Annotated in this window: 20 protein-coding genes and 1 tRNA gene; 10 read left to right on the plus strand and 11 right to left on the minus strand. The window is 63.9% G+C overall.

The window, feature by feature from the left end; all coding sequences use genetic code 11:
- Nucleotides 1–58: 58 nt before the first annotated feature.
- A complete protein-coding gene (locus ACZ9HU_RS15020) occupies nt 59–817 on the plus strand; it encodes a class I SAM-dependent methyltransferase (RefSeq protein WP_476106035.1) in 759 nt (252 codons plus the stop codon).
- A gap of 47 nt (nt 818–864) precedes the next feature.
- Here ACZ9HU_RS15020 and ACZ9HU_RS15025 read toward each other — a convergent pair.
- Nucleotides 865–938: transfer RNA gene (locus tag ACZ9HU_RS15025), tRNA-Gln, on the minus strand.
- Nucleotides 939–1123: 185 nt separating this feature from the next.
- Here ACZ9HU_RS15025 and ACZ9HU_RS15030 point away from each other — a divergent pair.
- Both ACZ9HU_RS15030 and ACZ9HU_RS15035 read left to right on the plus strand, forming a co-directional pair.
- Nucleotides 1124–2503, plus strand: coding sequence for a Ppx/GppA phosphatase family protein (locus tag ACZ9HU_RS15030; RefSeq protein WP_476106036.1), 1380 nt, complete (start codon nt 1124–1126; stop codon nt 2501–2503).
- Nucleotides 2500–3195, plus strand: a complete 696-nt coding sequence (locus tag ACZ9HU_RS15035; RefSeq protein ID WP_476106037.1) for an RlmE family RNA methyltransferase — start codon at nt 2500–2502, stop codon at nt 3193–3195. The genes ACZ9HU_RS15030 and ACZ9HU_RS15035 overlap by 4 nt, the downstream gene beginning before the upstream one ends.
- 237 nt (nt 3196–3432) lie before the next feature.
- Here ACZ9HU_RS15035 and ACZ9HU_RS15040 read toward each other — a convergent pair whose 3' ends face one another.
- Together ACZ9HU_RS15040 and thrS are read right to left on the minus strand one after the other, a co-directional pair.
- Nucleotides 3433–4281, minus strand: a complete 849-nt coding sequence (locus ACZ9HU_RS15040; protein ID WP_476106038.1) for a siderophore-interacting protein — start codon at nt 4279–4281, stop codon at nt 3433–3435.
- A 155-nt stretch (nt 4282–4436) separates the two neighbouring features.
- Entirely contained in the window at nt 4437–6428 is a 1992-nt protein-coding gene (gene thrS, locus ACZ9HU_RS15045; protein ID WP_476106039.1) for a threonine--tRNA ligase, read from the minus strand.
- A 107-nt stretch (nt 6429–6535) separates the two neighbouring features.
- On the opposite strand from thrS, the gene ACZ9HU_RS15050 reads away from it, so the two are divergent.
- The 3 genes from ACZ9HU_RS15050 to ACZ9HU_RS15060 all read left to right on the plus strand — a co-directional run bounded on the left by ACZ9HU_RS15050 (nt 6536) and on the right by ACZ9HU_RS15060 (nt 13144).
- A complete protein-coding gene (locus ACZ9HU_RS15050) occupies nt 6536–7288 on the plus strand; it encodes an alpha/beta hydrolase (RefSeq protein ID WP_476106040.1) in 753 nt (250 codons plus the stop codon).
- Between the two features lie 6 nt (nt 7289–7294).
- On the plus strand, nt 7295–8164 hold the full coding sequence (locus tag ACZ9HU_RS15055; RefSeq protein WP_476106041.1) for a tetratricopeptide repeat protein: 870 nt from the start codon (nt 7295–7297) through the stop codon (nt 8162–8164).
- Nucleotides 8165–8344: 180 nt separating this feature from the next.
- A complete protein-coding gene (locus ACZ9HU_RS15060; RefSeq protein ID WP_476106042.1) occupies nt 8345–13144 on the plus strand; it encodes an NAD-glutamate dehydrogenase domain-containing protein in 4800 nt (1599 codons plus the stop codon).
- A 236-nt stretch (nt 13145–13380) separates the two neighbouring features.
- Here the strand turns inward: ACZ9HU_RS15060 and queG are convergent, their stop codons facing one another.
- Complete coding sequence (queG, locus tag ACZ9HU_RS15065) at nt 13381–14412, minus strand: tRNA epoxyqueuosine(34) reductase QueG (protein ID WP_476106043.1); 1032 nt, start codon at nt 14410–14412, stop codon at nt 13381–13383.
- A gap of 93 nt (nt 14413–14505) precedes the next feature.
- Here queG and ACZ9HU_RS15070 point away from each other — a divergent pair, with 93 nt between their 5' ends.
- The 3 genes from ACZ9HU_RS15070 to msrB all read left to right on the plus strand — a co-directional run bounded on the left by ACZ9HU_RS15070 (nt 14506) and on the right by msrB (nt 17238).
- A complete protein-coding gene (locus ACZ9HU_RS15070; RefSeq protein WP_476106044.1) occupies nt 14506–15474 on the plus strand; it encodes an ABC transporter ATP-binding protein in 969 nt (322 codons plus the stop codon).
- Nucleotides 15474–16712 carry an ABC transporter permease gene (locus ACZ9HU_RS15075; protein WP_476106045.1) on the plus strand — a complete coding sequence of 413 codons (1239 nt, stop codon included), beginning with the start codon at nt 15474–15476 and terminating at the stop codon, nt 16710–16712. The genes ACZ9HU_RS15070 and ACZ9HU_RS15075 overlap by 1 nt, the downstream gene beginning before the upstream one ends.
- 112 nt (nt 16713–16824) lie before the next feature.
- Entirely contained in the window at nt 16825–17238 is a 414-nt protein-coding gene (msrB, locus tag ACZ9HU_RS15080) for a peptide-methionine (R)-S-oxide reductase MsrB (RefSeq protein WP_476106137.1), read from the plus strand.
- Here the strand turns inward: msrB and ACZ9HU_RS15085 are convergent.
- From ACZ9HU_RS15085 to ACZ9HU_RS15095, 3 genes are read right to left on the minus strand one after another with little or no spacing between them, the layout of a single operon-like run.
- Nucleotides 17225–19003, minus strand: coding sequence for a hypothetical protein (locus ACZ9HU_RS15085; protein WP_476106046.1), 1779 nt, complete (start codon nt 19001–19003; stop codon nt 17225–17227). The genes msrB and ACZ9HU_RS15085 overlap by 14 nt on opposite strands.
- A complete protein-coding gene (locus tag ACZ9HU_RS15090; protein WP_476106047.1) occupies nt 19000–19395 on the minus strand; it encodes a GtrA family protein in 396 nt (131 codons plus the stop codon). The genes ACZ9HU_RS15085 and ACZ9HU_RS15090 overlap by 4 nt, the downstream gene beginning before the upstream one ends.
- Nucleotides 19395–20990, minus strand: a complete 1596-nt coding sequence (locus tag ACZ9HU_RS15095) for an NAD(P)/FAD-dependent oxidoreductase (RefSeq protein ID WP_476106048.1) — start codon at nt 20988–20990, stop codon at nt 19395–19397. Before ACZ9HU_RS15095 ends, ACZ9HU_RS15090 begins: the two co-directional genes overlap by 1 nt.
- Before the next feature lie 183 nt (nt 20991–21173).
- On the opposite strand from ACZ9HU_RS15095, the gene ACZ9HU_RS15100 reads away from it, so the two are divergent.
- A complete protein-coding gene (locus tag ACZ9HU_RS15100) occupies nt 21174–22874 on the plus strand; it encodes a hypothetical protein (protein WP_476106049.1) in 1701 nt (566 codons plus the stop codon).
- Here ACZ9HU_RS15100 and ACZ9HU_RS15105 read toward each other — a convergent pair.
- The 4 genes from ACZ9HU_RS15105 to ACZ9HU_RS15120 all read right to left on the minus strand — a co-directional run bounded on the left by ACZ9HU_RS15105 (nt 22866) and on the right by ACZ9HU_RS15120 (nt 26488).
- Nucleotides 22866–23957, minus strand: coding sequence for a glycosyltransferase family 4 protein (locus tag ACZ9HU_RS15105; RefSeq protein ID WP_476106050.1), 1092 nt, complete (start codon nt 23955–23957; stop codon nt 22866–22868). The two genes, ACZ9HU_RS15100 and ACZ9HU_RS15105, sit on opposite strands and share 9 nt — an antisense overlap.
- 277 nt (nt 23958–24234) lie before the next feature.
- Entirely contained in the window at nt 24235–24621 is a 387-nt protein-coding gene (locus tag ACZ9HU_RS15110; RefSeq protein WP_476106051.1) for a GtrA family protein, read from the minus strand.
- Nucleotides 24618–25316: a class I SAM-dependent methyltransferase gene (locus ACZ9HU_RS15115; RefSeq protein ID WP_476106052.1), complete on the minus strand. Its 699-nt coding sequence runs from the start codon at nt 25314–25316 to the stop codon at nt 24618–24620. Before ACZ9HU_RS15115 ends, ACZ9HU_RS15110 begins: the two co-directional genes overlap by 4 nt.
- On the minus strand, nt 25316–26488 hold the full coding sequence (locus ACZ9HU_RS15120) for a glycosyltransferase family 2 protein (protein WP_476106053.1): 1173 nt from the start codon (nt 26486–26488) through the stop codon (nt 25316–25318). The genes ACZ9HU_RS15115 and ACZ9HU_RS15120 overlap by 1 nt, the downstream gene beginning before the upstream one ends.
- Between the last annotated feature and the right edge of the window lie 15 nt (nt 26489–26503).

Raw genomic sequence — 26503 nt, forward strand, 5'->3', positions numbered from 1 at the left:
TTATATCCATTGTAACAGTCTAAATTCACAAGCATCCGGGCGGCGAAGGAGAAACACCATGACCACCCACCACGACGCCCTGGTCCAGCAACAGTTCGGCACCACCGCCCGCGATTACGTCACCAGCACCACCCATGCAAAGGGCGAGGACCTGATCCGCATCGCCGCCATCACCGAACAAGCACAGCCAGTCCACGCGCTGGATCTGGGCTGTGGCGGGGGGCATGTCGCCTATGCGATGGCCGGTCATGCGCAATTGGTCACCGCCTGCGATCTGTCCTCCGACATGCTGGAGGCGGTAGAGGCCGAAGCCGCGCGGCGCGGCATCACCAACATCGCCACCACCCGCGCCGCCGCCGAAGACCTGCCCTTTGCCGACGACAGTTTCGACTTTCTGGCCTGCCGCTTTTCCACCCATCACTGGCGCGACGCGTTGCGCGGCCTGACGGAGGCGCGGCGCGTGTTAAAGCCGGGCGGACGGGCGATATTTGCCGATGTCATCGCCCCGGTGCTGGCCGCCGCCGACACCCATTTGCAGGCGATCGAGGTTCTGCGTGACCCGTCCCATGGCCGCAATTACAGCGCCCGCGACTGGCACGCCATGTTGACGCAAGCGGGCTTTGCCGTCGAATCGGTCCACGAAGGTCGCTTGCGCATGGAATTTGCTGGCTGGACCGCCCGAATGCGCACGCCGCCGCCCGCCAAGGCCGCGATTCGCCACATACAATCGCTGATCAGCCGCGAAGTGGCCGAGCATTTCGAACTGGAGGCCGATGGCTCCTATACGCTGGACACGATCACGATTTGCGCGATCTGATCCCTTTGCCGGGAAGGGCGAAGTATCAGCGATTTAGGGAGAAGAACTGGATGCCCTGCAAGGATTCGAACCTCGATAGACGGAATCAGAATCCGTAGTCTTACCATTAGACGACAGGGCAATGCCGTTCGGTGGAGCGGGCCTCTAATGCGATGCTTTTGCCCCGTCAAGAGGAAAATGCATCGTGCGAGGTGCCGCCGCCATCATCATCCGTATCAGCCATTGCCCCAAAGGCTTGTCGGCGCTAGCATGGAGAGTGACGATACCCGCGTATCTCGCGGGATGCATGAATTTTGAGAATTACACATGGCGGATCAACCTCCGCCGGACACGCCAGCCAAGGTTCACAGGCGCGGGGAAAAGTCTAGGCGCCGAGCGCGAAAGCATCGCGCCGCCGCCCCGCGCAAGGACCAGAGAGTAGACGTAACCGGCGGCAAGCCCGAAGGCGCAGTCGTGCCCGCGGGACAGAGCAATTCAGGGGCGGCGGACGCCCCCACCTCGCGGCGCAGCGCAAGGCGCAAACGCGGGGCCAAGGCGCGTGAACGCAGCGTAGCCGCCCAGACCGCCGCCAGAGCCAATCCCAAGCCTTCCGGCAACAGGCAAGGCGGCAAGGGGCAGGCCAAGCCGGCAGAGGCCCAGCCTCCGCGTCCGGCGCCCTATTTCCCCGGCGCCTATGGCCAATCCTATGCCGCGATCGACCTTGGCACCAACAATTGCCGCCTGTTGATCGCGCGGCCTTCGGGCGACAGCTTTGTCGTGGTCGATGCGTTCAGCCGGGTCGTGCGCCTTGGCGAAGGACTGGCGCAGACCGGGCGCCTGTCGGATGCGGCGATGGAGCGCGCGCTGGGCGCCTTGCGCATTTGCGGCGATAAATTGCGCCGTCGCGGCGTGGCATTGGCGCGTTCCGTGGCCACCGAAGCATGCCGCCGGGCCAGCAACGGACAGGAATTCATCGAACGGGTTCGCCGCGAAACCGGCATCGCGCTCGACATCATTTCCGCGCGTGAAGAAGCGCGGCTTGCGGTGCTGGGTTGCCACATCCTGATCGAACCGGGGCCGGGACCGGCGCTGGTGTTCGACATTGGCGGCGGGTCGACCGAACTGGTGTTGATCGAACATCGCGACGATGGCGGCGTGCCGCATATCCTTGACTTCGTCTCGATCCCCTATGGTGTTGTATCGTTGACCGAAAGTTGCCGCGAAGAGGTCGATTCGCCGCGGGAACGGGCCGAACGTTATGCCGAGATGCGCGCACTGGTCGATGATGGCTTTGCCGCTTTTGCGGCACGCATCGCCCCGTTGCGCGAAGGACTGGTCCACGATCACCTTGAACATAACAGGGGGCCGCTGCGCCTGCTGGGCACCAGCGGGACAGTGACGACGCTGGCCAGCGTCCATCTCGACCTGCCCCATTACGACCGCAGCGCGGTGGACGGATGCATCGTCCCTGCGGCCAGCATGCGCGGCATAAGCCAGCGTCTGTCGAGCCTGAGCGTGGCCGGGCGGCGCGAAGTGGCCTGTATCGGGCGTGAGCGGGCCGATCTGGTGGTGGCGGGTTGTGCTATCCTCGAATCGATTCTCGATCTATGGCCGGCGGCGCGCCTTGGCGTGGCCGACCGCGGCATCCGTGAAGGCATTTTGCGCAGCCTGATCGGCATCACTCACAATAAAGGAGGCCCGGCATGAGCCGTTCCGGCCGCGACCCCACCACCCGACTGAAAAGCGCCAAGGGCCGTACCGCGTCGCAAACCCGCTGGCTGCAACGCCAGTTGAACGACCCCTATGTGAAGAAAGCCAAGGCCGACGGATACCGCAGCCGCGCGGCCTATAAGCTCATTGAACTGGACGACAAATTCGGTCTGGTGAAAGGCTCGCGCCGCGTGGTTGATCTGGGCGTGGCGCCCGGTGGCTGGACGCAGGTGGTGCGCCAGCGCGCTCCGCAGGCGGGCGTCGTCGGCATCGACCTGTTGCCCACCGACCCGATCGAGGGCGCAATCCTGTTCGAAATGGACTTCATGGCCGACGAGGCCCCCGATGCGCTGATGGAGGCGCTGGGCGGGCGGCCGGATCTGGTGATCTCGGACATGGCCGCCAACACCGTGGGCCACAAGCAAACCGACCACCTGCGCACGATGGGCCTTGTGGAAACGGCTGTGGACTTCGCTGTGCATAACCTGTCGAAAGGCGGTGCATTCGTGGCCAAAGTTTTCGCGGGCGGGACCGATCCGGGGCTGCTGAACATTCTCAAGCGCCACTTCACCACCGTAAAGCACGCCAAACCGCCCGCGAGCCGCAAGGATTCGTCCGAGTGGTATGTAATCGCGCAGGGGTTCAAGGGGACGGTTGAGGAATTGGAAGCGGGTAAGGAAGAAGAGTGAAATGCGAGGGACTCGTCCCTCGCGCTCCCGTTACTGTCTGCGTTGCGCACAGGGTCGGCGTTTCGCGTCGGACGCGCCGTTGAGATTATAAAGCCTGCGGCGCGGATAGACCTGAGCCCACCGCGCCGCAGGCTTTAACACAATCACACACCTGCGATTCTGCCGCACCCCATTAACGGGATTGCAAAGGGCCCCCGCCCTTTGCCCGCCGGAGGCAAACCTTCTAAAAACCTCCCGTCAATCCTCAATCCCCCCATGGCTGTCGGCCACCCCGCGCGTCCAATAGCCCGCTGCCTTCACCCACTCACGCGGATGGCCCAGCGTATCGACGACATAGGCCTTTACCGCCCGTGCCATTTCGGTTTCGCCCGCGATAAAGACGAAGCCTTCGCCGGCGGGCAGATCCACCCCGCCCAGCGCCGCGATCAGGCGGGCGGCGTCATCCTTGCCCCCGCTTTGCGCGCCGTTACGGTGGGCCCAAAGGCCCTGCCATGCGGATTTTGCGTCGAACACCTGCTGGCTGGCGGCACCATCGACCACGACGGCGGTGATGACGGGAACGTCGGCGCGCAATTCTTCGGTGCGGCGACCAATCGAGGGCAGCGCGGTTTCATCGCCGATCAGCAGATACCAATCGAAATCATCAGGCACGACCGCCGATCCGCGCGGCCCGCCAATGTCGAGCGTATCGCCGGGCGCGGCTTTGATGGCCCATTTCGTGGCCGGGCCTGCCTCGTGAATGGCGAAATCGATCACCAGCACGCCAGCGGCCTTGTCGAAACGGCGGGGGGTGTAATCGCGCATCAGGGGCTTTTCTTCACCCGGCACCGGGAAAAACAGCTTGATATGGTCATCGGGCGAGACGCTGGCGAAATCGTGCAGGTCTTCGCAGAAAAAGGTGATGCGGCGCATGTTGGGGCCAAGTGCCTCGATGGTTTGCACGGTCAGCGTGCGGCGGCGGATTTCGTGACGCAGGCGGGTGACTTGATGGCGGGGGGCGGTGTCGGTGTTCATGATGGTTTTTCCCTTTTGCGGGATGTGGGAGGGCAAGTGGCGGCGGCGCAGGATTTCGAGATGGGTCATCATGAAGCAGCCTGTTCCTGAATCGCTACGCTTCATTCAAGATATATCTTAATGGACAAAACGCAAGCCCCCTCGCACCGTTTTTTGCGAAGCTATCGCAAAAACAAAAACGGCGCCCGAAGGCGCCGTTCCCGTGTCCTGTAAAAATTCTTTTCCGATCAGCGCAGATCGGGCGGGGTCGCCTCACCCTTCAGCAGCGCAATCGCCTCGGCCAAAGGCATGAACTTCTGCTGCTGCTCGCCCAGAATGCGGACCGCCACGGTGCCTTCTTCGGCCTCGCGCTTGCCGACAACCAACAGGTAGGGCACCTTTTTCAAGGAATGCTCGCGCACCTTGTAGTTGATCTTCTCGTTGCGCAGATCGCTTTCCACGCGAATGCCCGCCGCCTTCAACTGGGCCACAGCGTCCTGCGCATAGCCATCGGCGTCCGAAACGATGGTGGCCACCACCGCCTGCACCGGGGCCAGCCACACCGGCAGCTTGCCCGCGAAATGCTCGATCAGAATGCCGATGAAGCGCTCATACGAACCAAGGATCGCGCGGTGCAGCATGACCGGGCGATGCTTTTCGCCATCCTCGGCGATATAGGCCGCGTCCAGACGCTCGGGCAGCACGCGGTCCGACTGGATCGTGCCGCACTGCCACGTCCGGCCAATGGCGTCGGTCAGATGCCATTCCAGCTTGGGCGCATAGAAAGCCCCCTCACCCGGCAGCTCTTCCCAGCCATATTCCTCGGTGGCAAGACCCGCATTGACCACCGCGGCGCGCAGTTCCGTCTCGGCCAGGTCCCACATTTCCTCGCTGCCGAAACGCTTTTCCGGGCGCAGCGCCAGCTTGATCGAATAGGTGAAGCCAAAGTCCTTGTACACGCGGTCGGCCAGTTGGCAGAAGGCGCGCACTTCCTCGACGATCTGATCCTCGCGGCAGAAGATGTGGCCATCGTCCTGCGTGAACTGGCGCACGCGCATGATGCCGTGCAGCGCGCCATGCGGCTCGTTGCGGTGGCAACAGCCCATTTCGGCCAGACGCAGCGGCAATTCGCGGTACGATTTGATGCCCTGACGGAAGATCAGCACATGCGCCGGACAGTTCATCGGCTTGAGCGCCATCCAATCGGCGTCCTTCGAGACGATGGGACCATCATCCTCGGTATTGGGCGCCTCGTCGGGGATGACGAACATGTTTTCGCGGTATTTGCCCCAGTGGCCCGATTGCTCCCACTGCTTGGCGTCCATCACCTGCGGAGTTTTGACCTCCTGATAGCCAGTGCCGTCGATGGCGCGGCGCATATAGGCCTCCAACTCGCGCCAGATCAGATAGCCCTTGGGGTGCCAGAACACGCTGCCATGCGCTTCGGATTGCAGGTGGAACAGGTCCATCTCCGCGCCCAGCTTGCGGTGATCGCGCTTGGCGGCCTCCTCAAGGCGCAGCAGATGGGCGTCGAGTTGCTTCTTGTTGAGCCAGCCCGTGCCATAGATGCGCGAAAGCATCGCGTTCTTCTGATCGCCGCGCCAGTATGCGCCCGACACGCGGGTCAGCTTAAACGCCGCCGGGTCCAGCTTGCCGGTGGAGGGCAAATGCGGTCCCTTGCACATATCCAGCCAGTCATCGCCCGACCAATAAACGGTCAGTTCTTCGTCTTCCGGCAGTTCGGCGGCCCATTCGGCCTTGAAGCTCTCGCCCTGCTGCTTCCAGCGCGAGATCAGTTGTTCACGGCTCCACACTTCGCGGCGCAGCGGCTTGTTGGCGGCGATGATCTTGCGCATCTCCGCTTCGATTGCGGGCAGGTCATCGTCGGTGAAGGGGCGATCCTTAGGCGCGAAGTCGTAATAAAACCCATCATCGGTCGACGGGCCAAAGGTGATCTGCGTGCCGGGAAACAGCGCCTGCACCGCTTCGGCCAGAACGTGGGCGAAATCGTGACGCGCGAGTTCGAGGGCGTCCTTTTCATCCTTGCCCGTCACCAGCGCCAGTTGCGCATCGCCCGTGAAAGTTCGGGTTAGATCGACCAGTTCGCCATCAATGCGCGCGGCAATCGCAGCCTTGGCCAGGCCAGGGCCAATCGCGGCGGCAACGTCCGCAGGGGTCGAGCCCGGCGCCATCTCGCGCACAGAGCCATCGGGAAGGGTGATTTTGAGCATGTCAGACATGGGCCAAGCCCTTAGCGCCCGCGCGGCCAAGGCTCAACAGCAAAGGTACCTGCCCTGTATGCGGCTGGAAACTTGTATCGCGAAGGAAACATGCCCATCTGAGCGTTATGACGCAAATGCACTTGATGCCCGATGGCCGCGCCATCGCTTTTCGCCACATTGCCGGAACCCCTGCCGGAACCCCTGCCGGAACCGGCCCGACCTTCGTTTTTCTGCCCGGATATATGTCGGATATGGCGGGCAGCAAGGCGACCGCCGTGTTTGATTGGGCAGTGGCCAACGGGCGCGGATGCTTGCTAATCGACTATTCGGGATGCGGCCAGTCGCCGGGGGATTTTGCCGATGGCTCGCTCTCACGCTGGCGTGATGAGGTCGTGGCCTTGATCGAGGCGCAGGTTTCGGGGCGGGTCGTGCTGATCGGCTCCAGCATGGGCGGTTGGCTGATGCTGCTGGTGGCGCGCGCTTTGCCCAATCGGGTTGCCGGATTGGTCGGCATTGCCGCCGCGCCCGATTTCACCACATGGGGTTATTCCGAAGAGCAGAAGGCGCAATTGGCCGAGGGGCAAACGATCCTTGAACCCAACCCCTATGGCCCCGAACCGACGCCGACCCACGCCCTGTTCTGGGCCGACGGACAGGCGCAATTGCAATTGGAAGGCTCCATCCCCATCGACGCCCCGGTCCGCCTGCTGCACGGGATAGAAGACGCCGACGTTCCGCCCGCCATCGGCCACCGCATGATGGCGGCGCTGCGTTCCGGCGATGTTCAGCTAACCCTTGTCAAAGGCGGCGACCACCGACTCAGCCGGGACGAGGATATCGCCCTGCTGCTGCGCACCCTTGCCCCTTTTGCTGATTGATCGACCATGGCCCTTGTCTTTCTTATCCCTCTCGTCGCTCAGGCCGCCGCTCTTAACCATCAGGGCGTTGCCGGGCTGAACCTGCCCCAGATCGACCGGCCCAAGCCTGCGGCCAAGCGCCCGCGCGGCATCGTCTTTGATTTCCCCGCGCAAACCAGCCATTTCCGCAAATGTATGGACAGCGCCGAAACCGAACCGGCCAATGCGCTGACCGATGCGCGGCAATGGGCCAAGGATTCGCTCAAGGATAACGAGATCGCCCGCGTTCAGGCGCAGGTCTGCCTTGGCACCGCGCTCAGCCGTCAGGATCAGTGGGGCGAGGCCCGCGCCGCCTTCCTTGGCGCGCGAGAGGCCACGACCGACCGCCTGTGGCGCGCACAGGCCGGCGCCATGGCGGGCAATGCCGCGCTGGCCGAAAGCGATGCGGCGGGCGCGCTGCCCTTGCTGGATCAGGCGCTGGCCGATGCGCGCGCGATGAACAAACCCGAACTGGCGGGCGGCATCATGGTGGACCGCGCCCGCGCTTTGGTGGCCACCGGCCGCGCGCTGGACGCCGAAGCAGTGCTGGCCGATGCCCGCGCCGCTTTGCCCGATGATGCGCAGGTCTGGTTGCTGTCGGCCACGCTGTCGCGCCGGTTGAAGAAATTGCCCGAAGCGCAGCTCCAGATCGAAAATGCCGCAAGGCTGGACCCGCGCGACGGCGAAATCGGGGTCGAGGCGGGCGTCATCGCCATATTGTCGGGGCGCGAGGATGCGGCTCGCAAAAGCTGGGAATCGGTGGTCAAGACCAGCCCCGATTCGGCCAGCGCAGGCCGCGCCAAATCCTATCTGGCGCAGATTGAACCGGAAACACCCCGCCCCGCGGCAGGAAAATAAAGTGTAAAACTTCAAAGGCACCTTGGCGGTATCACGGTGATTAACTAACACAATTGGGTAACCCCTTGGGGCTAAACCCAAGGGGCGTAACAAAACCAAGTCTAAGGCCCCGGGCAGCCGGGCATTCCCCCGCCTGCCCCGGCCGCATCCCCGGCCAACGGGGGGAGAGTGTGTCCCACAATGACCAAGACGGCTCGCAAATCCGAAAATTCCCCGAAACCTGACGCCCAAGGCGAAGTGCAGGCAGAGACGATCTCCGCCCCGCCCGCATCCGGCCACCCGCCCAGCCCGCATGAAGCGGCGCTGGCCCGCCATCTGGCCGAGGCGCAATTGCCCGGCGACGGCGATCTGGACGAGGAAGGCCTGCTGGCGGCTGCACGTTTCCTGTTAACCGCCGGGGGAAGGCGCGAGCGGGCCAAGACCGCCCTGTTGATCGAAAATGTCAGCCGTGAGGGCGGCGGGCGTTTCATGCGCATCGCCATCGTCAATGAAGACATGCCCTTCCTTGTCGATTCGATGGCCACGACGATTTCGGCCCATGGGCTGGTGATCGACCGCCTGTTGCATCCGGTCGTGCCGGTGCTGCGCGATGGGCGCGGCGAAATCACCGACATTCCCGAAGACCACGGTCCGGGCATCCCGCGCGAATCGATGATCTATCTGGAAACCGCCCGTGCCGATGCGCGCACCCGTGCGGCCATTTCGGCGGCGCTGGGCGTGACGCTGGGCGATGTGCGGGCGGCGGTGGGCGACTGGCCAGCGATCCAGCGCGCCATGGTCGAAGATGCCGCCATGCTCAACGCCATGGACCGGACCGAAGGCGCGGCTTTGCTGCGCTGGTTCAATGACGGGATGTTGACGCAATTGGGCCATGTCGTGCGCCGCCGTGACGGCACGCAGACCGGCGCGCTGGGCATTTGCCGCAAGAGCACGTGGGAATTGCTCTCCGCCCCCGCCTATGCCCGATGCTTCGCGTGGTTCGATCAGTTTCTGGCGCGGGGGGGCGCGGGCCGCCTGCCGCTGATCGTCAAATCGAACCGCATTGCCCATGTGCATCGCCGGGTGCCGCTCGACCTGTTTATCCTGCCGATTATCGAGGATGGCAAACTGGCCGCGCTCTCAATCCATGCAGGCGTGTGGACCAGCGCCGCTCTGGCCACCGCGCCGGCGCAGGTGCCGCTGATGCGTTCGCAATTGGCCGCCTTGCTGGAAAAGCACGAGTTCAGCCCGACCGGCCACGCGGGCAAGGTGCTGACCCACGCCATGACCAGCCTGCCGCACGACCAACTGATCGGTTTTGCCGATGCGGATATGGAACGGGTGGCACTGGCGCTGATGGGGTTGATCGACCGGCCCCGTCCGCGCATCGCGCTGGTGGGGGCGCCGCTTGAACGCCACCTCTACGCCTTTGTCTGGTTGCCCCGCGATTCGGTGGCCACCGAGGTCCGCCTCGAAATCGCCCAGATGTTGAGCGAGGCCGCCCAGGCCACCGTCATCGACTGGAGCCTTGAGGTCGAGGGGTCCAATCTGGCGCAATTGCGCTTTACCCTGTCGGTGGACGAGGCGGTCGAAACCTTCCCCGAACCCGATGAGGCCGCGTTGGACGCGCGCCTGCGCGCCATGCTCCGCGGATGGGGCGATGCGGTCGAGGCCGAAATCGCCCATACCGAGGAACCGGGCCGCGCCGCCGCGATTGCCGCGCGCTATGCCGGGGCCTTTCCCATCGCCTATCGCAACCTGTACGGCCCGGCCGAGGCCGCGCAGGACATCGCCCATCTGCGCCGCATCACATCCGCGCCCGATGACGAGGCCCATCAGCGCGGCGTCCGCCTCTATCGCCTGCCCGGTGATGAGGCAGGGCAATTGCGCCTGAAGCTTTATCAGCGGCATGGCAGTCTGGTGCTGTCCGATGTCGTGCCCGCGCTGGAAAACTTTGGTTTCCGCGTGATCGATACGATCCCCACGACGCTGGAATGCCGGGAAATGTCGCTGGGTTCGATCCATGATTTCGTGCTGACGCTGCGCGGCGGACAATCGCTGAACGAAGTGCTGGGCCATGCCCCGATCATCGAGGACGCACTGACCGCCATGCTGCATGGCGCGGGGGAAAATGATGCGTTCAACCGGCTGATCGTGGGCGTGGGCCTGTCCGCGCGTGAGGCCAACTGGCTGCGCGCCTTCTATCGCTATCTGCGCCAGACGGGCCTGTCCTATGGCATAGACACGGCGGTCGATGCGCTGTTGGGCGCGCCGATGGTAACGCTGGGTCTGGCCGATCTGTTGCGGGCGCGTCATCAACCCGGCATCGACAATCGCGAGGCCGCCGAAGCGCTGGCCGAGGATGCGATCCGCGATGGTCTGGCGGGCGTGACCGCGATCAACCAGGACCGCTTGCTGCGCGCCTTCCGCGCCGTGGTCCATGCGTGCCTGCGCACCAACGCCTTTGTCGAGGCGGGGCGTGAGGCGCTGGCCTTCAAATTCGATTCCGCCCTTGTTCCCGGCCTGCCCAAGCCTGTGCCATGGCGCGAAATCTTCGTCTATTCTCCCCGCGTCGAAGGCATCCATCTGCGCGCCGGGCCGGTGGCGCGCGGAGGCCTGCGCTGGTCCGACCGGCGCGACGATTTCCGCACCGAAGTGCTGGGCCTGATGAAGGCGCAGCGCGTCAAGAACGCCGTGATCGTGCCCACCGGCGCCAAGGGCGGTTTCTATCCCAAACAATTGCCCGATCCGGCGCAAAACCGCGACGCTTGGGGCCTTGAAGGGCGCGAAAGCTACAAGGTCTTTATCCGCACACTGCTTTCCCTGACCGACAATATAGTCGATGGCAAAGTCGTGCATCCCGAAGGCATGGTGGTCCATGATGGCGAAGACCCCTATTTCGTCGTCGCCGCCGACAAGGGCACCGCAACATTTTCCGACACGGCCAATGCTCTGGCGGCGGAAAAAGACTTCTGGCTGGACGACGCCTTCGCCAGCGGCGGGTCAAAGGGTTATGACCACAAGGCCATGGGCATCACCGCGCGCGGGGCATGGATTTCGGTCCAGCGCCATTTCCGCGAAATGGGCATTGATGTGCAAACCGACCCCGTGCGCGTCGTGGGCGTGGGCGACATGTCGGGCGACGTGTTCGGCAATGGCATGCTCTTGTCCAAGGCGATCAAGCTGGTCGGCGCGTTTGACCACCGCCACATCTTCCTTGACCCCAATCCCGATCCGGCCAGCAGTTGGGAAGAGCGCAACCGCCTCTTCGCCCTGCCCCGGTCCAGCTGGGACGATTATGACAAGAGCCTGATTTCGGCGGGCGGCGGCGTGTTCCCGCGCAGCCAGAAGTCGATTCCCCTGTCCCCCGAAATCCGTGAGGCATTGGGTATCGAAGGCGAAACCATCGATCCCGACAGCCTGATGACCGCGATCCTGACCGCGCCGGTCGATCTGTTGTGGTTTGGCGGCATCGGCACTTATGTAAAGGCGCCACATGAGGTCAACGCGGACGTCGGCGATCCGTCCAATGATGCGATCCGCGTCAATGGTTGCGACGTGCGCGCCCGCGTCATCGGCGAAGGCGGCAATCTGGGCTGCACCCAGGCGGGGCGCATCGACTATGGTCTGCATGGCGCGCAGGGCGTGGGCGGGCGCGACAATCCCGACTTCATCGACAATTCGGCGGGCGTCGATTGTTCGGACAAAGAGGTCAACATCAAGATCGCACTGGCCAGCGCCAAGCGGGCCGGGCGGTTGGAAGAGGACGGCCGCGTGGCGCTGCTTTCCTCGATGACCGATGACGTCGCGGCGTTGGTGCTGGAGGATAACCGGCTTCAGGCGCTGGGCCTGTCCATCGCCGAAAGCGGCGGGGCGGCGGCGGTTCCCGGCTATGTCCGGTTGATCGAAGTGCTGGAGGAAGGGGGCCATCTGGACCGCCGCACCGAAGGTTTGGCCGACGCCGACACATTCCACCGCCGGGCCGAGGATGGAGACGGTTTCACCCGCCCCGAACTGGCCGTGCTGCTCTCCAGCGCGAAACTGGTGTTGCAGGATGCGCTGGAAAAATCGGGCGTACTGGATGATCCGGGCATGGAGGGCGACCTGTTGGCCGCATTCCCGCCCGCGATGCGCGACACCTATCGCGTTGATATCCTCAACCACCGTCTGCGCCGGGAAATTCTGGCCACGCGTTTTGCCAATCGCGTGATCAACCGGCTGGGCTTTATCCATCCCTTTGAACTGGCCGAAGAAGAAGGCGTCAGCCTGGCTGATGTGGCCTCGGCCTTCCTGGCCGCCGAACGGTTGTTCGCGATGGGTCCGGTGTGGGACGCCATCGAAAGCGGCCAGATGGAGGAACCTGCGCGCATCCTGTTGTTCGAACGCGCGGCGCAAGCGATGCGGGGCCATATGGCCGACCTGCTGCGCGCCGGCGCGGCGCAGGAATTCCCCTCGGTGCTGGCCGCCAGCCTTGCCCCTGCCCTCGACCAGATGGCAGGCGTGATCGACGGCCTGCTGGTGTCCGAGGCCCGCAGCGGTTCGGCCCGCCTGCGCGCCGAATTGTCGGTGGCGGGCGCGAACGAGGCCGAGTTGGCCAATGTCGTGCGCCTGTTCGATCTGGACGGGGCGGTGGGCATCGCGGCTCTGGCGCATAGCGCCGGTCTGGACGCGGTCGCCGTGGCCAGCGCCTTTACCCGGCTCGGCTCGGTCCTCGGCCTCGATTGGGCACAGGCGACGGCCGCGCGCCTCTCGCCCTCCGATCCGTGGGAACGCCTGCTGGTCGGCGGCCTCGCCCGCGATTTCCAGCAGATGCGCCTCGACGCGCTGCGCCGGTGGAATGGCGGCGATCCGGTTGCGGCGGTCGACGACTGGCTGATGGCGCAAACCGAAGGCGTTGCCCGCTTCTGCGCAATGATCGAGCGCGCACGTAAGGTGGTGCCGACGACGCCCGCGCTGCTGGCCCAGATTGCCGGGCAGGCGCGGGGTTTGTTGGCGCGGTAGGAGAAGGGGTTAGTTGCGAGGGTCTGGACCCTCGCGCTCCCGTTACTGTCTGCGTTGCGCCAAGGGTTCGGTCTTGGCTGATCGGTGCAACGTTGGAATATAAAAGCCTGCGGCGCGGATAGCGCAAGTTCGCCGCGCCGCAGGCTTTATACCCATCAGCCCACCCCGCGATCCACGCGCAAACCCATTAACGGGATTGCAAAGGGCCCCCGCCCTTTGCCCGCCGGAGGCAAAACTTACCCCCTTAACCGCCCCAAAGCCCAAAGCGCCGCCTCGGCCACGGCCTCATCCTCATCCCCCAACAGCGCCGAAACCGGCCCGATCAGTGCCCGATCCCGGCTGTTCCCCGCCGCATAGAGGCAATTGCGGACAAAGCGATTGCGCCCGATCCGCTTGATGGGCGAGCCGGAGAACAGGCGCCGGAACCCCGCATCATCCAGCCCCAGCAATTCACCCAGCTTTGGCGCGACCAGTTCGGCGCGGGGCAGAAAGGCGCGATTTTTCGCCGCGGCATCGGCAAATTTGTTCCACGGACATACGGCCAGACAATCATCGCAACCATAGATCCGGTTGCCCAGCGCCTCGCGGAATTCCTCCGGGATCGGGCCTTTATGCTCGATGGTCAGATAGGACACGCAGCGCCGCGCATCGAGGCGATAGGGCGCGGGAAAGGCGCCGGTGGGACAGGCATCCTGACACGCCTGACACGATCCGCAACGGTTGCGCCCTTCGTCCCCCGGCGCAAAGGGCAGCGTCGTGTAGATCGCCCCAAGGAACAGCCAAGAACCATGGTCGCGGCTGACGACATTGGTATGTTTGCCCTGCCACCCCAGTCCTGCGGCAGCGGCCAGCGGTTTTTCCATCACCGGGGCGGTATCGACGAAAACCTTGACCCCGATCTCGCCCAGCCCTGCCCTGGCCGCCGCATCGACCAGCCACCGCGCCAGAGCCTTGAGCGCCTTTTTCACCACATCGTGATAATCGGCCCCTTGGGAATAGACCGAGATGCGCGCCCGGTCGCCTTCCCCCGCAAGAGCCAGCGGATCATGCGCGGGGGCATAACTCATGCCCAGCGCGATCACGCTTTGCGCCTCTGGCCACAGCCCTTGGGGCGATCGGCGGTGGTGCAACCGGTCGGCCATCCATTCCATCTGGCCATAGGCGCCCGCATCCAGCCATTGTTCCAGCCGGGTCGCGCGCAACGCATCCTCCTGCGCCGACGCCACGCCAAAGGCGACAAAGCCCAGACGCGCCGCTTCTTCGGCCAAGGATTTTTGCAGAGATGGAATCGCGGTGTTAATCAAGGGGGGAATAGATCCTGTTACGGGCTTTGCCCGGAACGCTTAGGGGAACCGCAAGTGGTGAGCAATGACAAGCCCAATGAAACCGATTGGGCGATAGAGGCACGCGGTCTGGTCAAGCGGTTCGATGGGTTTGTCGCGGTCGACGGGGTCGATCTGTCCGTGCCGCTGGGCGCGATCTATGGCATCCTTGGCCCCAATGGCGCGGGCAAGACCACCACTTTACGCATGCTTCAGGGGATCATCGACCCCGATGCGGGCGTCCGGCGCATTCTGGGCGCGGACCGGCCCCATGATGTGGCGCACCGTATCGGCTATCTGCCCGAGGAGCGCGGGCTTTACCCCACGATGAAGACCTATGAGGCGATTGCCTTCATGGGCGCGCTACGCGGCCTGCCGCTGGCCGAAGGGCGTCGGCGGGGTAAGGCGATGATGGAGGAACACGGCCTTGGCTATGCCATCGACCGCCAGATCCGCCAGCTCTCCAAAGGCATGGCGCAACAGGTGCAGATTTTGGGCACATTGGTCCACAACCCCGATCTGGTGATTTTTGACGAACCCTTTTCCGGCCTCGACGCGCTCAATCAGGGCAAGCTGGAAAAGATGATCCGCGCTCTGGCCGCAGGGGGCACGACGGTGATTTTTTCCACCCATGTCATCGCCCATGCCGAAAGATTGTGTGACGAGGTTGCCATCATCGCGGGCGGACGCGTTCCCTTTGCCGGACCGGTCGATGTGGCGCGGGATCGCATCCCGGCACAGGTTCGCCTTGAAACCCGCCACCATGACGGGCCGTGGCGCGCCGCCCTGCCCGCCGATGCGCGTCACGAACACAAAAGCACAGGGGCCTTCTGGTTCTTCCCCCTGCCCGACAGCGGGATCGAACCTTTGCTGCGCGCCTTGATCGAGGGCGAGGCGGGCATCCTATCACTCTCTATCGAACGCGCCGGATTGCACGACGCCTTTGTCGCCATCGCCGGAGAGGCCGCCGCCCGCGCCCTTGGCCAATCGGCAGAGGAGGCCGCGTGATGCATAAGGGCCGCCTTTCCACCCTTGCCGGCGCGCTGGTCGTCGCCCGCCGCGACTTCATGGCCATCTTGTGGAGCCGCAGTTTCATCTTCTTTCTGCTGGGGCCTTTGTTTCCGCTCTTCGTGGGCGTGATGGCGGGCAGCATCGGCGCTCATGTCGAGGATTCGGTCGATACGCCCCAGATCGGGCTGATGATGACGGGGCCGGATATCGACGCCATGCTGACGGCGCGCCATGCTCTTGAACCGGCGCTGGGTGATCAGATGCCCGATCTGGTGGTGGTCGCCCGCCTGCGCCCCGGCGAAAAGGGTGATCCGCGCATGGCCTTGGCCGATAAACGCATCAATGGCGGCAATCTGTCGGCGATCATTTCGGGGACGTCCGCATCGCCCGTATTGACCGGCACGCCGGGGCGGCTTTCGACATGGCGCGGCGCGGTGGCATTGATCGCGGCGCGGGCAACGGGCCATGGGCCGGATCTCCTGCCCGAAGTCACACTGGCCCCCACCGCCACATCCTCCGCGGCGCAGGCACATAATCGCGTGCTGACCGCGCAAGGGGGGCAAACGCTGCTCTTTCTGCTCACCATGTTGCTGGCGGGCATGGTCCTGTCGAATCTGATGGAGGAAAAGGGCAATAAGGTGATCGAGATTCTGGCCGCCGCCATTCCGATGGAATCGGTCTTTTTCGGCAAGCTGTTTGCCATGCTGGCGATCAGCTTTGTCGGCATCGGGGTCTGGGCCGTTTCGGGGGCGGCGCTGTCTCTGGCGGGATGGCTGCATATTCCCGAACTGGTGACGCCCGCTGTGGGCTGGCCTTTGTTCATTGGATTGGGCGTGGCCTATTTCGCCATGGCCTATCTGGTGCTGGGCTCGATCTTTCTGGCCATCGGGTCAATGGCCAATTCGGTGCGCGAGATCCAGACGCTGAACATGCCGGTGACGATGGGGCAATTGATGGTCTTTTTCTTTGCCTCCTATGCCATGGCACGGCCGGGCGGGATGGTGGATATGGCGGCCATTCTGGTGCCTTTCTCATCCCCCTTTGCCATGCTGGCCCGTGCGGCCATGCAGGAAGGGCTGTGGCCGCATCTGGCCGCACTTGGCTGGCAGGCGCTGTGGGTGACGATCTTTGTGCGCGGCGGGGCCATGTTGTTCCGCAAGCGCGTGATGAAAAGTGGGCCGCAGGGCAGCGGGCAAAAGCGCGGATGGATCGCCGCCCTTTTGGGAAAAAAGTGATCGCTTGAAACTTTCTCCCTTTCGCCCACGTATAGAGGGCAAAGGGAGAAGGACGATGCAAGCCAGTCGCCGCCATATTGTGATGGGCCTTTTTGCCGGTGCCGCCGGGGCCATGATGCCCACGCGGGCATGGGCGGGATTTGCGCTGACCTTATCCGATGCCGAATGGCGCAAGCGATTGAGCCCCGCGCAATATTCGGTGCTGCGCGGAAAACAGACCGAATATCCCTATACGTCCCCCTTGCTGAAGGAACATCGCAAGGGGACGTTTGTCTGCGCGGCGGACAATCATCCGCTCTTTGCCTCCTTTACCAAATTCGATTCGGGTACAGGCTGGCCCAGTTTCTGGCGACCATTGACGGGGGCCGTGGGCACCAGCACCGATCACGAATTGGGCTATGCCCGAACCGAGGTGCATTGCGCGCAATGCGGGGGCCATCTGGGCCATGTGTTCGACGATGGGCCGCGCCCGACGGGCCTGCGTTACTGTATGAACGGGGTGGCGATGAAATTCATTCCGGCCTGACGCGCCAAACTTTCAAACTCTCCCCCGGAACGCCGGGCAAAGGTTCCAGCCAATCCGGCACACGCCCGGCCACCAGTCGCTCGGCAAGGCCTCCACGCCCCTCTTCCCCGAAACTCTGCGCCTGCGCCAGTGCGGGGCATAGGGCGACATAGGTGATGTGATAGGACCGGATCAGCGGGGCGGCCTGTTCGGGCGGGCGGATGAACAGGGTGATATTGTCGTGAATGGCCTGCGCCCCGCGATGATGCCCGGTGGCCATCACCCCATGCCCCGTGGCCAGCAACAGGTCCGGCCCCAGATCGAGCGGCGCCAGCACCACGCCTCGCGGCTGTCTGGCCAAAACGGCGGCCCCCTGCGCCACGCGGCAATCGGCCACTTTGCTGGCCAACATAGGTTCGGACGAGGCGGCGTGCGACGGATTGCCGGGGGAAACCATGGATCGCACCGCGCCATAGAGCATGATCGGCGCAGCAGGCATCAGGGCCAGCACCAGCGCCAAAGCCTGCGCCACCCGCCCGATCACCGGCCCGCGACGCATCGACACCAATGCTTCCTGAAGGAACCAGGCGAGCGGCACAGCAGCAATAGCCCCCGCCACCGCCCCCGCGCGCGCCAACAACACCGCAATCGCCAAAGCCCCGCCCAGCAGCAGCGCATATTCCTGCCACCAGACCGCTTCTTCGCCGCGCGACCGGCGGATCAGCGCAAAACAGGAAAGCAACCCCGCCAAAGGCGGCACCGCGATTTGCAGCGCCGTGGTCCAATCCTGACGCCAGATCGGCAGTCCCTCGGGAATGCCCTGATACCACAGGCGCTGAACCAAGGGGTCGAGCATGTTGAAACTGCCCCCGCGGCATTGCGGGGCGATGCCCAGATAGAGCGCCAGCGCGCCCGCACCCGTCACCGCAAACCCGCCCAGCAGCATGGGCCACGCAATCCTGCTCCACCGGCGCAAAACGCCCAGCATCAGCGCCGTCCAGCCGAACATGGCCAAATGCACCGGCGAAATCGCATCACAATGCTGCGCCCAATCGCCCCAGCGCGTCGCGGCAAAGCAGGCGAGCGACACCGCCAGCAAAGCCTGCGAAAAATGGGCCAGCCAATATTTCGTTTCGCCCCCGCGCAACCAGCGCCACAGGCCCAGCAGACCAAACACCACCGTCAGCGGCAGGCCTTCCAGACTGATCGACAGGCCGATGGCCATGGCTCCGCCTGAAATCCATCCCCCGATCCGGGCATGGCGGGTCATCACCCCCTGCAAAGCCAGAACGGCGGCGGCCACTTGCCAGCCATGGTGGTCGATCCGCATGGGCCGGATCTGGGTCACCACCGGCACCGACATGGCCAGCGTCAGGCCCGAAAGCGTCGCGGCCTCTGCGCCCAGCCTTTCCCACGCCATCCGCGCCACCAGCACCAGCACCATGGCCAGCGTCACCATCGGCACGATCAGCATGGCGGCCAGTTCCGCCCCCGATCCGCCCAGCAGGGGACGCAGCGCCACCACCACCGCCGCCAAAGGCACATCGACCAGCCGCGACCAATGCATCGCCACACCGCCATGGGCCGGATCGATGCGATATTGGGTGACATCAAACCACCCCTGACCGCCCAGCCAGTCGCGCAATTCGACCAACCGCAGCGCATCATCGGGATCGGGGAAGCGCCTCGCCGCAATCGCCCCGGCATTGGTCAGAAACAGCAAAAGCACGACCAGCCCATAGGCCAGCCCCGCCCGTTTCAGGAAATCGCGAAAATCGCCCCTCATGCCGCGGCCCGCGGGGTAAAGATCACCAGCGTGCGCAGCATCCATGTGGCGACAAAGCTGATGCCCACCGCCGCGATCTTGGCAAGGCGCGGATCAAGCCCCGCCCATGCGCCCGCCCCGACAATCGCCGTGGTCAGCCCAAGGCCCAGCAAAGCCGAAGCCACAAACAGCCCCTTTTGCGCCCAACGCGCCGCGCCATGGCCCGCCTCAAACACCACCCGCGCCGACAGGGACCAATGCACCGCCACGCCCAACCCATAGGCCAGAGCCGAAGCCAGCGCCGCCGCCATCCCGGCATAGAGCAGCCCCAGAAACGCCCCCATGTCCGCGCCCAGCGCCACCACGCTGACGCCCAGATAGCGCAGGGCCGTGGCGCGCAGGAGGTCGATCATCAGGCGGCTGCCCTGTCCTCGGCACATTTTTCGGCGGCGATTTTGTGCGGAACCTCGCGCAGGGACGAAAGGGCAGCGGCCTGATCGCGGGTCGGGGTTACGCCGGCGCGTTCGCCCTCATCGCCCGCCTCGTGATATTCGGCGTCCTCGTTCACCTGCCAGATGTCGTAGATGCGCGCGCCGGCCTTGATGTTTTCCACCGTCAGCATCGCGGTCATCATCGCGTGATCCTGATTGTTGTAACGGTGCATCCCGTTGCGCCCCACCATATGCAAAGTGGGGAAGCGCGCCTCCAGATCATCGCGCATGGCGGCGACATGGGCGGCATAGCTCTCGTCATAGACCGGATAGGCTTTTTCCTGACGCACCACCGCGCCGCCGATCACCTGATCGGCGCTGACCAGGCCCAGAATCTCCATCTCACGCGTGGCAAGGGCGATCAGCTCATCATCGCTTTGCGACCACAAACCGTCGCCTTCGAAACAGAAATATTCAAGGCCGACGCAGGCGACATCCTCTTGCGGCACCATTTCGGGCGACCAACTGCGGAAATTCTGGATGCGGCCAACCTGCACCTTGGAATCATGGATATAGATCCAATTGTCCGGAAACAGATCCTTTGACCGGATCTTCAAAGCCACGGTCAGGAAGTCGCGATATTTCAATTCCATCGCGTCCGCCATGCTGACCGGCAGCGGATGGATGCGACTGGCCAGTTCGCGCATCGGGGCGCTGGAAATGACATGGGCGGCGCGGATCACGCGCTCTCCCCCGGCATGGCTGGCCGACACGCGCCATTGCCCGCCCGCCGCTTGCGAGAGTTGTTTGAGAGCATGGCCCATCAGCACTTCGCCCCGCCCGCTGGCGATGACATGATCGCGCGCCGCGTCCCACATCATGCCCGGCCCAAGGCGAGGATAGCGGAAGGATTCGAGCAAAGTCTTGGTCTGCATCCCGTCATTGGGACGTTTGTTCAGCCCCAGCGAACGCTTCAACCCGTCCACCACCGCGCCCCAGAGCGAGAGGCCCTTGATCCGCTGTGCGGCCCAATCGGCGCTCATTTCGTTGCAGGGCATGCCCCATACCTTTTCGGTATAGGTCTTGAAGAAGATCGAGAACAGCTTCTGCCCGAACTGATTCGTCGTCCAGTCCTCAAAGCTCTTCACCTCGCGGCGGGGGAACAGCTTGGCCTTGGCAAAGCTGGCCATGCAGGTCGTGCTGCGCCAGATGCCAAGATTGCGCAACGCCTCGAAGGCGCGCAGCGGATAGGAATAGAATTTGCCCTCGTAATAGATCCGGCTCATGCGCGGGCGCTGGATGAAATCATCGGGCAGGATTTCGTTCCACAGATCGACAACCGCCTGAGATTTAGAGAAAAAGCGATGGCCGCCAATGTCAAAACGATAGCCTTCGTGTTCGACCGTGCGCGAAATCCCGCCGACATAGCGTTCATCCTTTTCGATGACGCAGACGCTGTAACCCGCCTTGGTCAACAAATAGGCCGCCGTCAGCCCGGCCGGGCCAGCCCCGATAATGGCCACATCAACCGCCCGATCCGTGCCATGTTCGCCAGAAGAAAGGCCGCCGCAAACCATCTGTTTTCCTCAAATTCCGATCGTGGCGAAGGTGAAGGAAAATGGACAATATAAAGTTAATCCTGCCCTACCCTCCTCGCAAATCTACCTAACGGCGATCTCCCTAGGCGGGCGCAGGGAAAGCTGGCCATTTGCCCCACGCTGGGGCAGGATGACGTGGGTTAGGCATTAAAGGCGGGTTGGATGGGGAATGGTGCTGCGCTGCGCGGTCGATGGCTGCTGGCGCTGATGGTGGGCTGGGCTTTGGTGCTGGGCGGGCTGTGGCTGGCCGCGCCGCCCGAACATCCTGAAATCACGGTTTTCTATCGCCTGTTACAGGATCAATGGCTGCTGCTGGCCACATTATGGGCATGGGCCGGGGCGGCGCTGGCTCTGTGGCGATGGCGGCGTGTCGGGCCATGGCGGATGGGGTCGCGCGCGGTGGGCGTCGTGATTGCGCTGGCCTTTGTCGTGGCGCTGGCGGGCCATTACCTTGTCCTTTGCGGCTATGACCTCAGCCGCGACGAACAAATGGTCAGCTTTGACGCGGCCATTTATCGCAGCGGTCGACTGGCATGGCCGATCCCCACCCCGTGGCAGGGCGATATTGCCGCGCTCAACACGATTTTCATGATGCCTTTGGCCCATCCGGCGGCATGGGTTTCGACCTATCTGCCGGGCAATGCCTTGCTCGAAGCGATGCTGGGGCCGGTCAAGGCGCCCTTGCTGCTGGCCATATCGATACTGGCGCTCTGGCGCATCGCACAAAGGTTGCTGGGGCCGGATCAGGACGCACAGGCCGTCACGGTCGCGCTGTTCCTGTTGTCGGGTCAGGTGCTGTTTTCGGCGATGAGCCGCTTTGCCATGCCCGCCCATCTGGCCTTTAATCTGGTCTGGCTCTGGCTGTTCCTGTGCGACCGGCGGCGGACCGATCTGGCGGCGCTGGCGGTGGGATTTTTCGCCACAGGACTGCATCAACCCCTGTTCCATCCGATGTTCGTCGCGCCATGGCTGGCACTGTTGTTGTGGGATCGGCGCTGGGGCCGCGTGGTGCTGTTTGGGGCTGGTTATGTCGCGGTGGGCCTGTTCTGGCTGTGGTGGCCACAGATGACACTGCACGCGGTCATGGGGCCGGATTCCATGGTGGTCGAAGCGGGCAGCGATTACCTCTCGCGCCTGATCGATACGCTGGCGCAGAACCGGGACAATGGCACGTTGATGGCCGCCAATCTGCTGCGCATGGCGGCATGGACGCATCCCGCGCTCTGGGTGCTGGCGGCGCTTGGGGCGATTATGGGGTGGCGCGACGGGCGGGTGCTGGCGCTGATCGGCGGGATTGTCATCATTGTCGTGGTGATGGGGCTGATCCTGCCTTATCAGGGGCATGGCTTTGGCTATCGCTATCTCCACCCGATGCTGGGCAATGCGGCGCTGCTGGGCGGGCTGGGCTGGCAAAGGCTGGGCCATGCGTGGCGGGATCGGTTGCGTTCGGGGTTCGTGGCGCTGTCGGGGCTGACGCTGCTGGTGCTGATGCCGATGCAGGGGTGGATGGCCAACCGTTTCTATGGCGCCTTTGCCGCGGCCAGCGCCAAGATCGACACGGTTCATGCCGATTACATCATCATCGGCAATTATGATGCACCGCTGGCGCTCGATCTGGGTTTCAACTGGCCCGATCTGTCGAACCGCCCCTTGCGGTTGATCGAATATGATTATGACGATCTGGAAGAAATGGCCCCGCGCCTTTGCGCCCATGGCGAAACGGTGGCTCTGCCCCGGCGCAGTTTCTATTTCGGCATAGGCCGTGCGATCAACATGATGCCGGGGCGCACCACCGAGCGTCGCCGCGCATGGCACACGCTGGAATTCACCAAGGCCGGGTGCAAGGTCGTCAGCCTATTTTGACGCCAGATCGAGGACAGAGCGCGCCATCACGTCCCAAGAATAGCGCCCGCCCGCCCATGCGGCCATACTCGCCCGTTCCGCCATGGTCAGGCCCGGCGCGTCCAGCACGGTCGCGATCCGGGCCGCGCAGCCTTGCGGATCGCCCAAATCCACATCCACCCCGCGCATCCACCGCCCCGCCTGTGGGTCGGCCAGATGCGTGGGCGCGCCGCAAATCACCGGCAGGCCGCAAGCCATCGCCTCCTGAATCACCAGAGGATAGCCCTCCCCGACGCTGGGCAGCAGCAGGCAATCGGCGCTGCGATACAGTGCGGCCAGTTGCTCCGCGCTTTGCGGCCCCAGATCGTGGACATTGGGCAATCCCCATTGCCACGGCCGGATCGGCCCCGCCCCGGCCAGCAGAAAGCTGATATCGGGCCGCATCGCCGCCACTTCGCGAAGGATCGACAGGCCCTTTTTTTCGACAAAACGCCCGACAAACAGCACCCGCCGACGCCCGCCCGGCACGCCCTGCGCCGCCGGGCCGATATGGGTAAAAGTCGCGCCGTCCACGCCGTTGAACAGCAACGTATGATCGCGCCACGCCGGATCGCCCAGCAAATCTCGACGCACCGTGTCCGATATGAACACCAACCGATCCGCCGCCCACAGCATCGGGCGCGTCACCACGGCATTGGCCAGCGCCATCACCCCGCGCATCACCGCCGAGGCAAAGGGAATGCCCGCAATATGCTGGATCAACACCACCGGGCGCCCGCGCATCTTGCCCATCACCATGGCCAGAATAGAGGTCACATAAAGCGCATCATGCACCACCAAAGCATCAGCATTCCCCACCGCCCGCCACAGGGCCGCAATCCCCCTTGGCCCCGGAATGGGCATGGGCAGACCGCTCAGCTTCTCGGTCGGATTGACGCAGGGCAGCGAGATGGCGTGAATATCATTGGGGGCGGCATCCTGCGCGCTGGCCGCCCAAGTCACTTTGGCCCCCGCCGCCTTCATCCGGCGCGAAAGGTGGCCCGCCACGCGCTCTATCCCGCCAAGGTGGCTTTCGAAAAAATGGCTGACCATGAGGATGTGCATGGTGTGGGCTTAATCGCTTTGCCTCCGGCGGGCAAAGGGTCATCGACCCTTTACAATCCCGTTTTGGGGTGGTTTGTGGTGGGCCGGTGGCGTGGATCTTGGATTGCTATTAAAGCCTGCGGCGCGGCGAACTCGCGTCAAATGGCGCCGCAGGCTTTAAAATTGAAACCTATCCCCCATCAACCAAGGCAGCGTTTTCGGCACCCACCCCATATCGGGATTGCAAAGGGCCCCCGCCCTTTGCCCGCCGGAGGCATCTTCTTACCCCCTGCAGACCTTACTTCCGAACAATCGCCCACCGCGACAGCAGGAAATTCGCCCCGATCATCAGACAGGAGGCCAGAGGCGCGGCATAGACCATCGCCAGCCCGACCGGCCCGCGCAACACCCATGTCACGCCAAGGGCCAGCGGTGTGTTGGTGCTCATGGCAAGGGCATAGCGGCCATAGCGCGCCATGCTCATCGGTTCGCGAAAGGTCAGGTGGGAATGCAGGACGTAGCCGACCAGCGACACCAGCACAAAGGACAGCGCAAACCCGACCGCCGAAATCGCCAGCGGCCCGGCGCCCCGCATCGCCCAATCGGTGGCGATCATCACCCCATTATGCAGCCCAAGGCATGTCGCCGCGACAAAGCCATAGGCCAGACCCGTGCGCAGGCTCATGCCGTTACATGGGCGCGCACCAGATAGATGCAGGCATTGTCATCGCGCATCGCGGCGGGCGTCACGGCATCCTCAAATACAGCGCGCGCATTCATGACAATCGCCAGCGCCCCGGCGACCAAAGGCCCCAGCACCGGAAATTTGCGCAGGACAAAGGCAAAGGCCGTCAGGCGGATCATCGTCGTGGTGGCCAAAGGCCCACAGATTGAATGCATTTCCTCCACCTTGATCCCGCGCGTTTCCAGATCCAGCGCAAGGCCGGTCCGGGTCCAACGACGATGATCTTCGGGGTGGGGGTGATAGAACCAGCTGCCATGGGTGGAAAGGATCAGCGTCCCGTCCGGTTTAAGCAAACGGCGGATTTCCGCGCAATAGGCGTCCAGATCGGGGACATGCTCCAACACCTGGGCCGACAGGATGGCGTCCACGCTGTGATCGGGCAAAGGCACGCGTCCGTCCGGGCCGATGGGCAATTTGCCCTTGGCCACGGCGTCATCGTCAATATCGGCGGGCCGGTAATCCAGCCCCATGCCCCGCAACAGCGCCGCATAGGGCAGATCGCCGCATCCCAGATCGACAATCGTCGCGCCCTTGGGCAAACGCCCCGCCTGCGCCCGGATCAGCTTGGACAAAGGCGCCAGTTGCAGCCAGTCCGTGTGCCAGAAAGAAGGAGCCACGCGGCGCGTATTGTCCATTACAGATCCTCCTCACCCGGAACAAAGGCCGCATCATGCCCCGCGATGATCGCCAGCAAGAACCCGCCCAGCGCGGTCTGTACCCCGATCGCCCCGGACGCAGCGGCCACCACCAGCGGCAGCACCGAAGGCAGCGGCAAATAGCCGCCCGCGCGCCAGTTAATGCCGATCACGGCCAGACAAGCCCCTGAAAACACCATCAGTCCCAATCCCAACACCAGCGCATGTTCCAGCGTCAGCACCGGGCTGAAGCGGTCGAACCAGTTGTTGAGATCACGATAGCCGGTTCTTACGCCATAGAAATGGGTGGCCATCGCCATAATCGCGGCAAAATGACCCACGGTCAGCAAAAATCCCGCCAGAATGGTCCATCCCGCACCCACCACCGGATTGCCCGCCAGCCAGCCCATATCAAAGCCCAGCGCCACGCCCAGAATGCCCACCGCCGCCAGCATCGCGATCAGCGACGGCACGCCAAACACCCAAGTGGGCGAGAGCATCAACAAATAGCGCAAGTGCCGCCACCCATCGCGCCATGGCCGCAAATGCGGCGCCCGGTCGCGCAGATCGGGTTGCAGCTTGGCCGGCACCTGTTCGATATGCAGCCCGCGCAAGCTGGCTTTGATCACCATCTCGCTGGCAAATTCCATGCCGGTGGAGGACAGGCCGCATTCCATAAACGCCCGTTTCGTGATCGCGCGAATGCCGCAATGCGCGTCATCGATCCCGCTGCGGAAAAACAGGTTCAGTATGCCCGTCAGCACCGGATTGCCGATATAGCGGTTTTTCCATGGCATCGCCCCTTTGGCGATTCCCCCGGCAAAGCGCGACCCCATGCACAGATCCGCGCCATCGACCAATTGCCCGATCATCGCCACGCCATCGGTGAAATCATACGATCCATCGGCATCGCCCATCAACAGATAGCGCCCATGCCCGCCTTCGCATCCGCCGATCAGCGCCGCGCCATAACCGCGCCGGGGCACCGCCACCACGCGCGCGCCCTGTGACACGGCATAGGCCTGTGATCCGTCTGTGCTGCCATTATCGGCGATGATGATTTCGGATGTCAGGCCATAGGCCATCTCGATGCGATGCGCGGCCTCCTTGGCATTGGCGATGCAATGGGGAAGGCTTTGAATTTCGTTGAGACAGGGCATGATGATCGACACATCAATGCCTTGGCT

It is taken from the genome of Novosphingobium sp. Sphag1I (assembly GCF_056279125.1).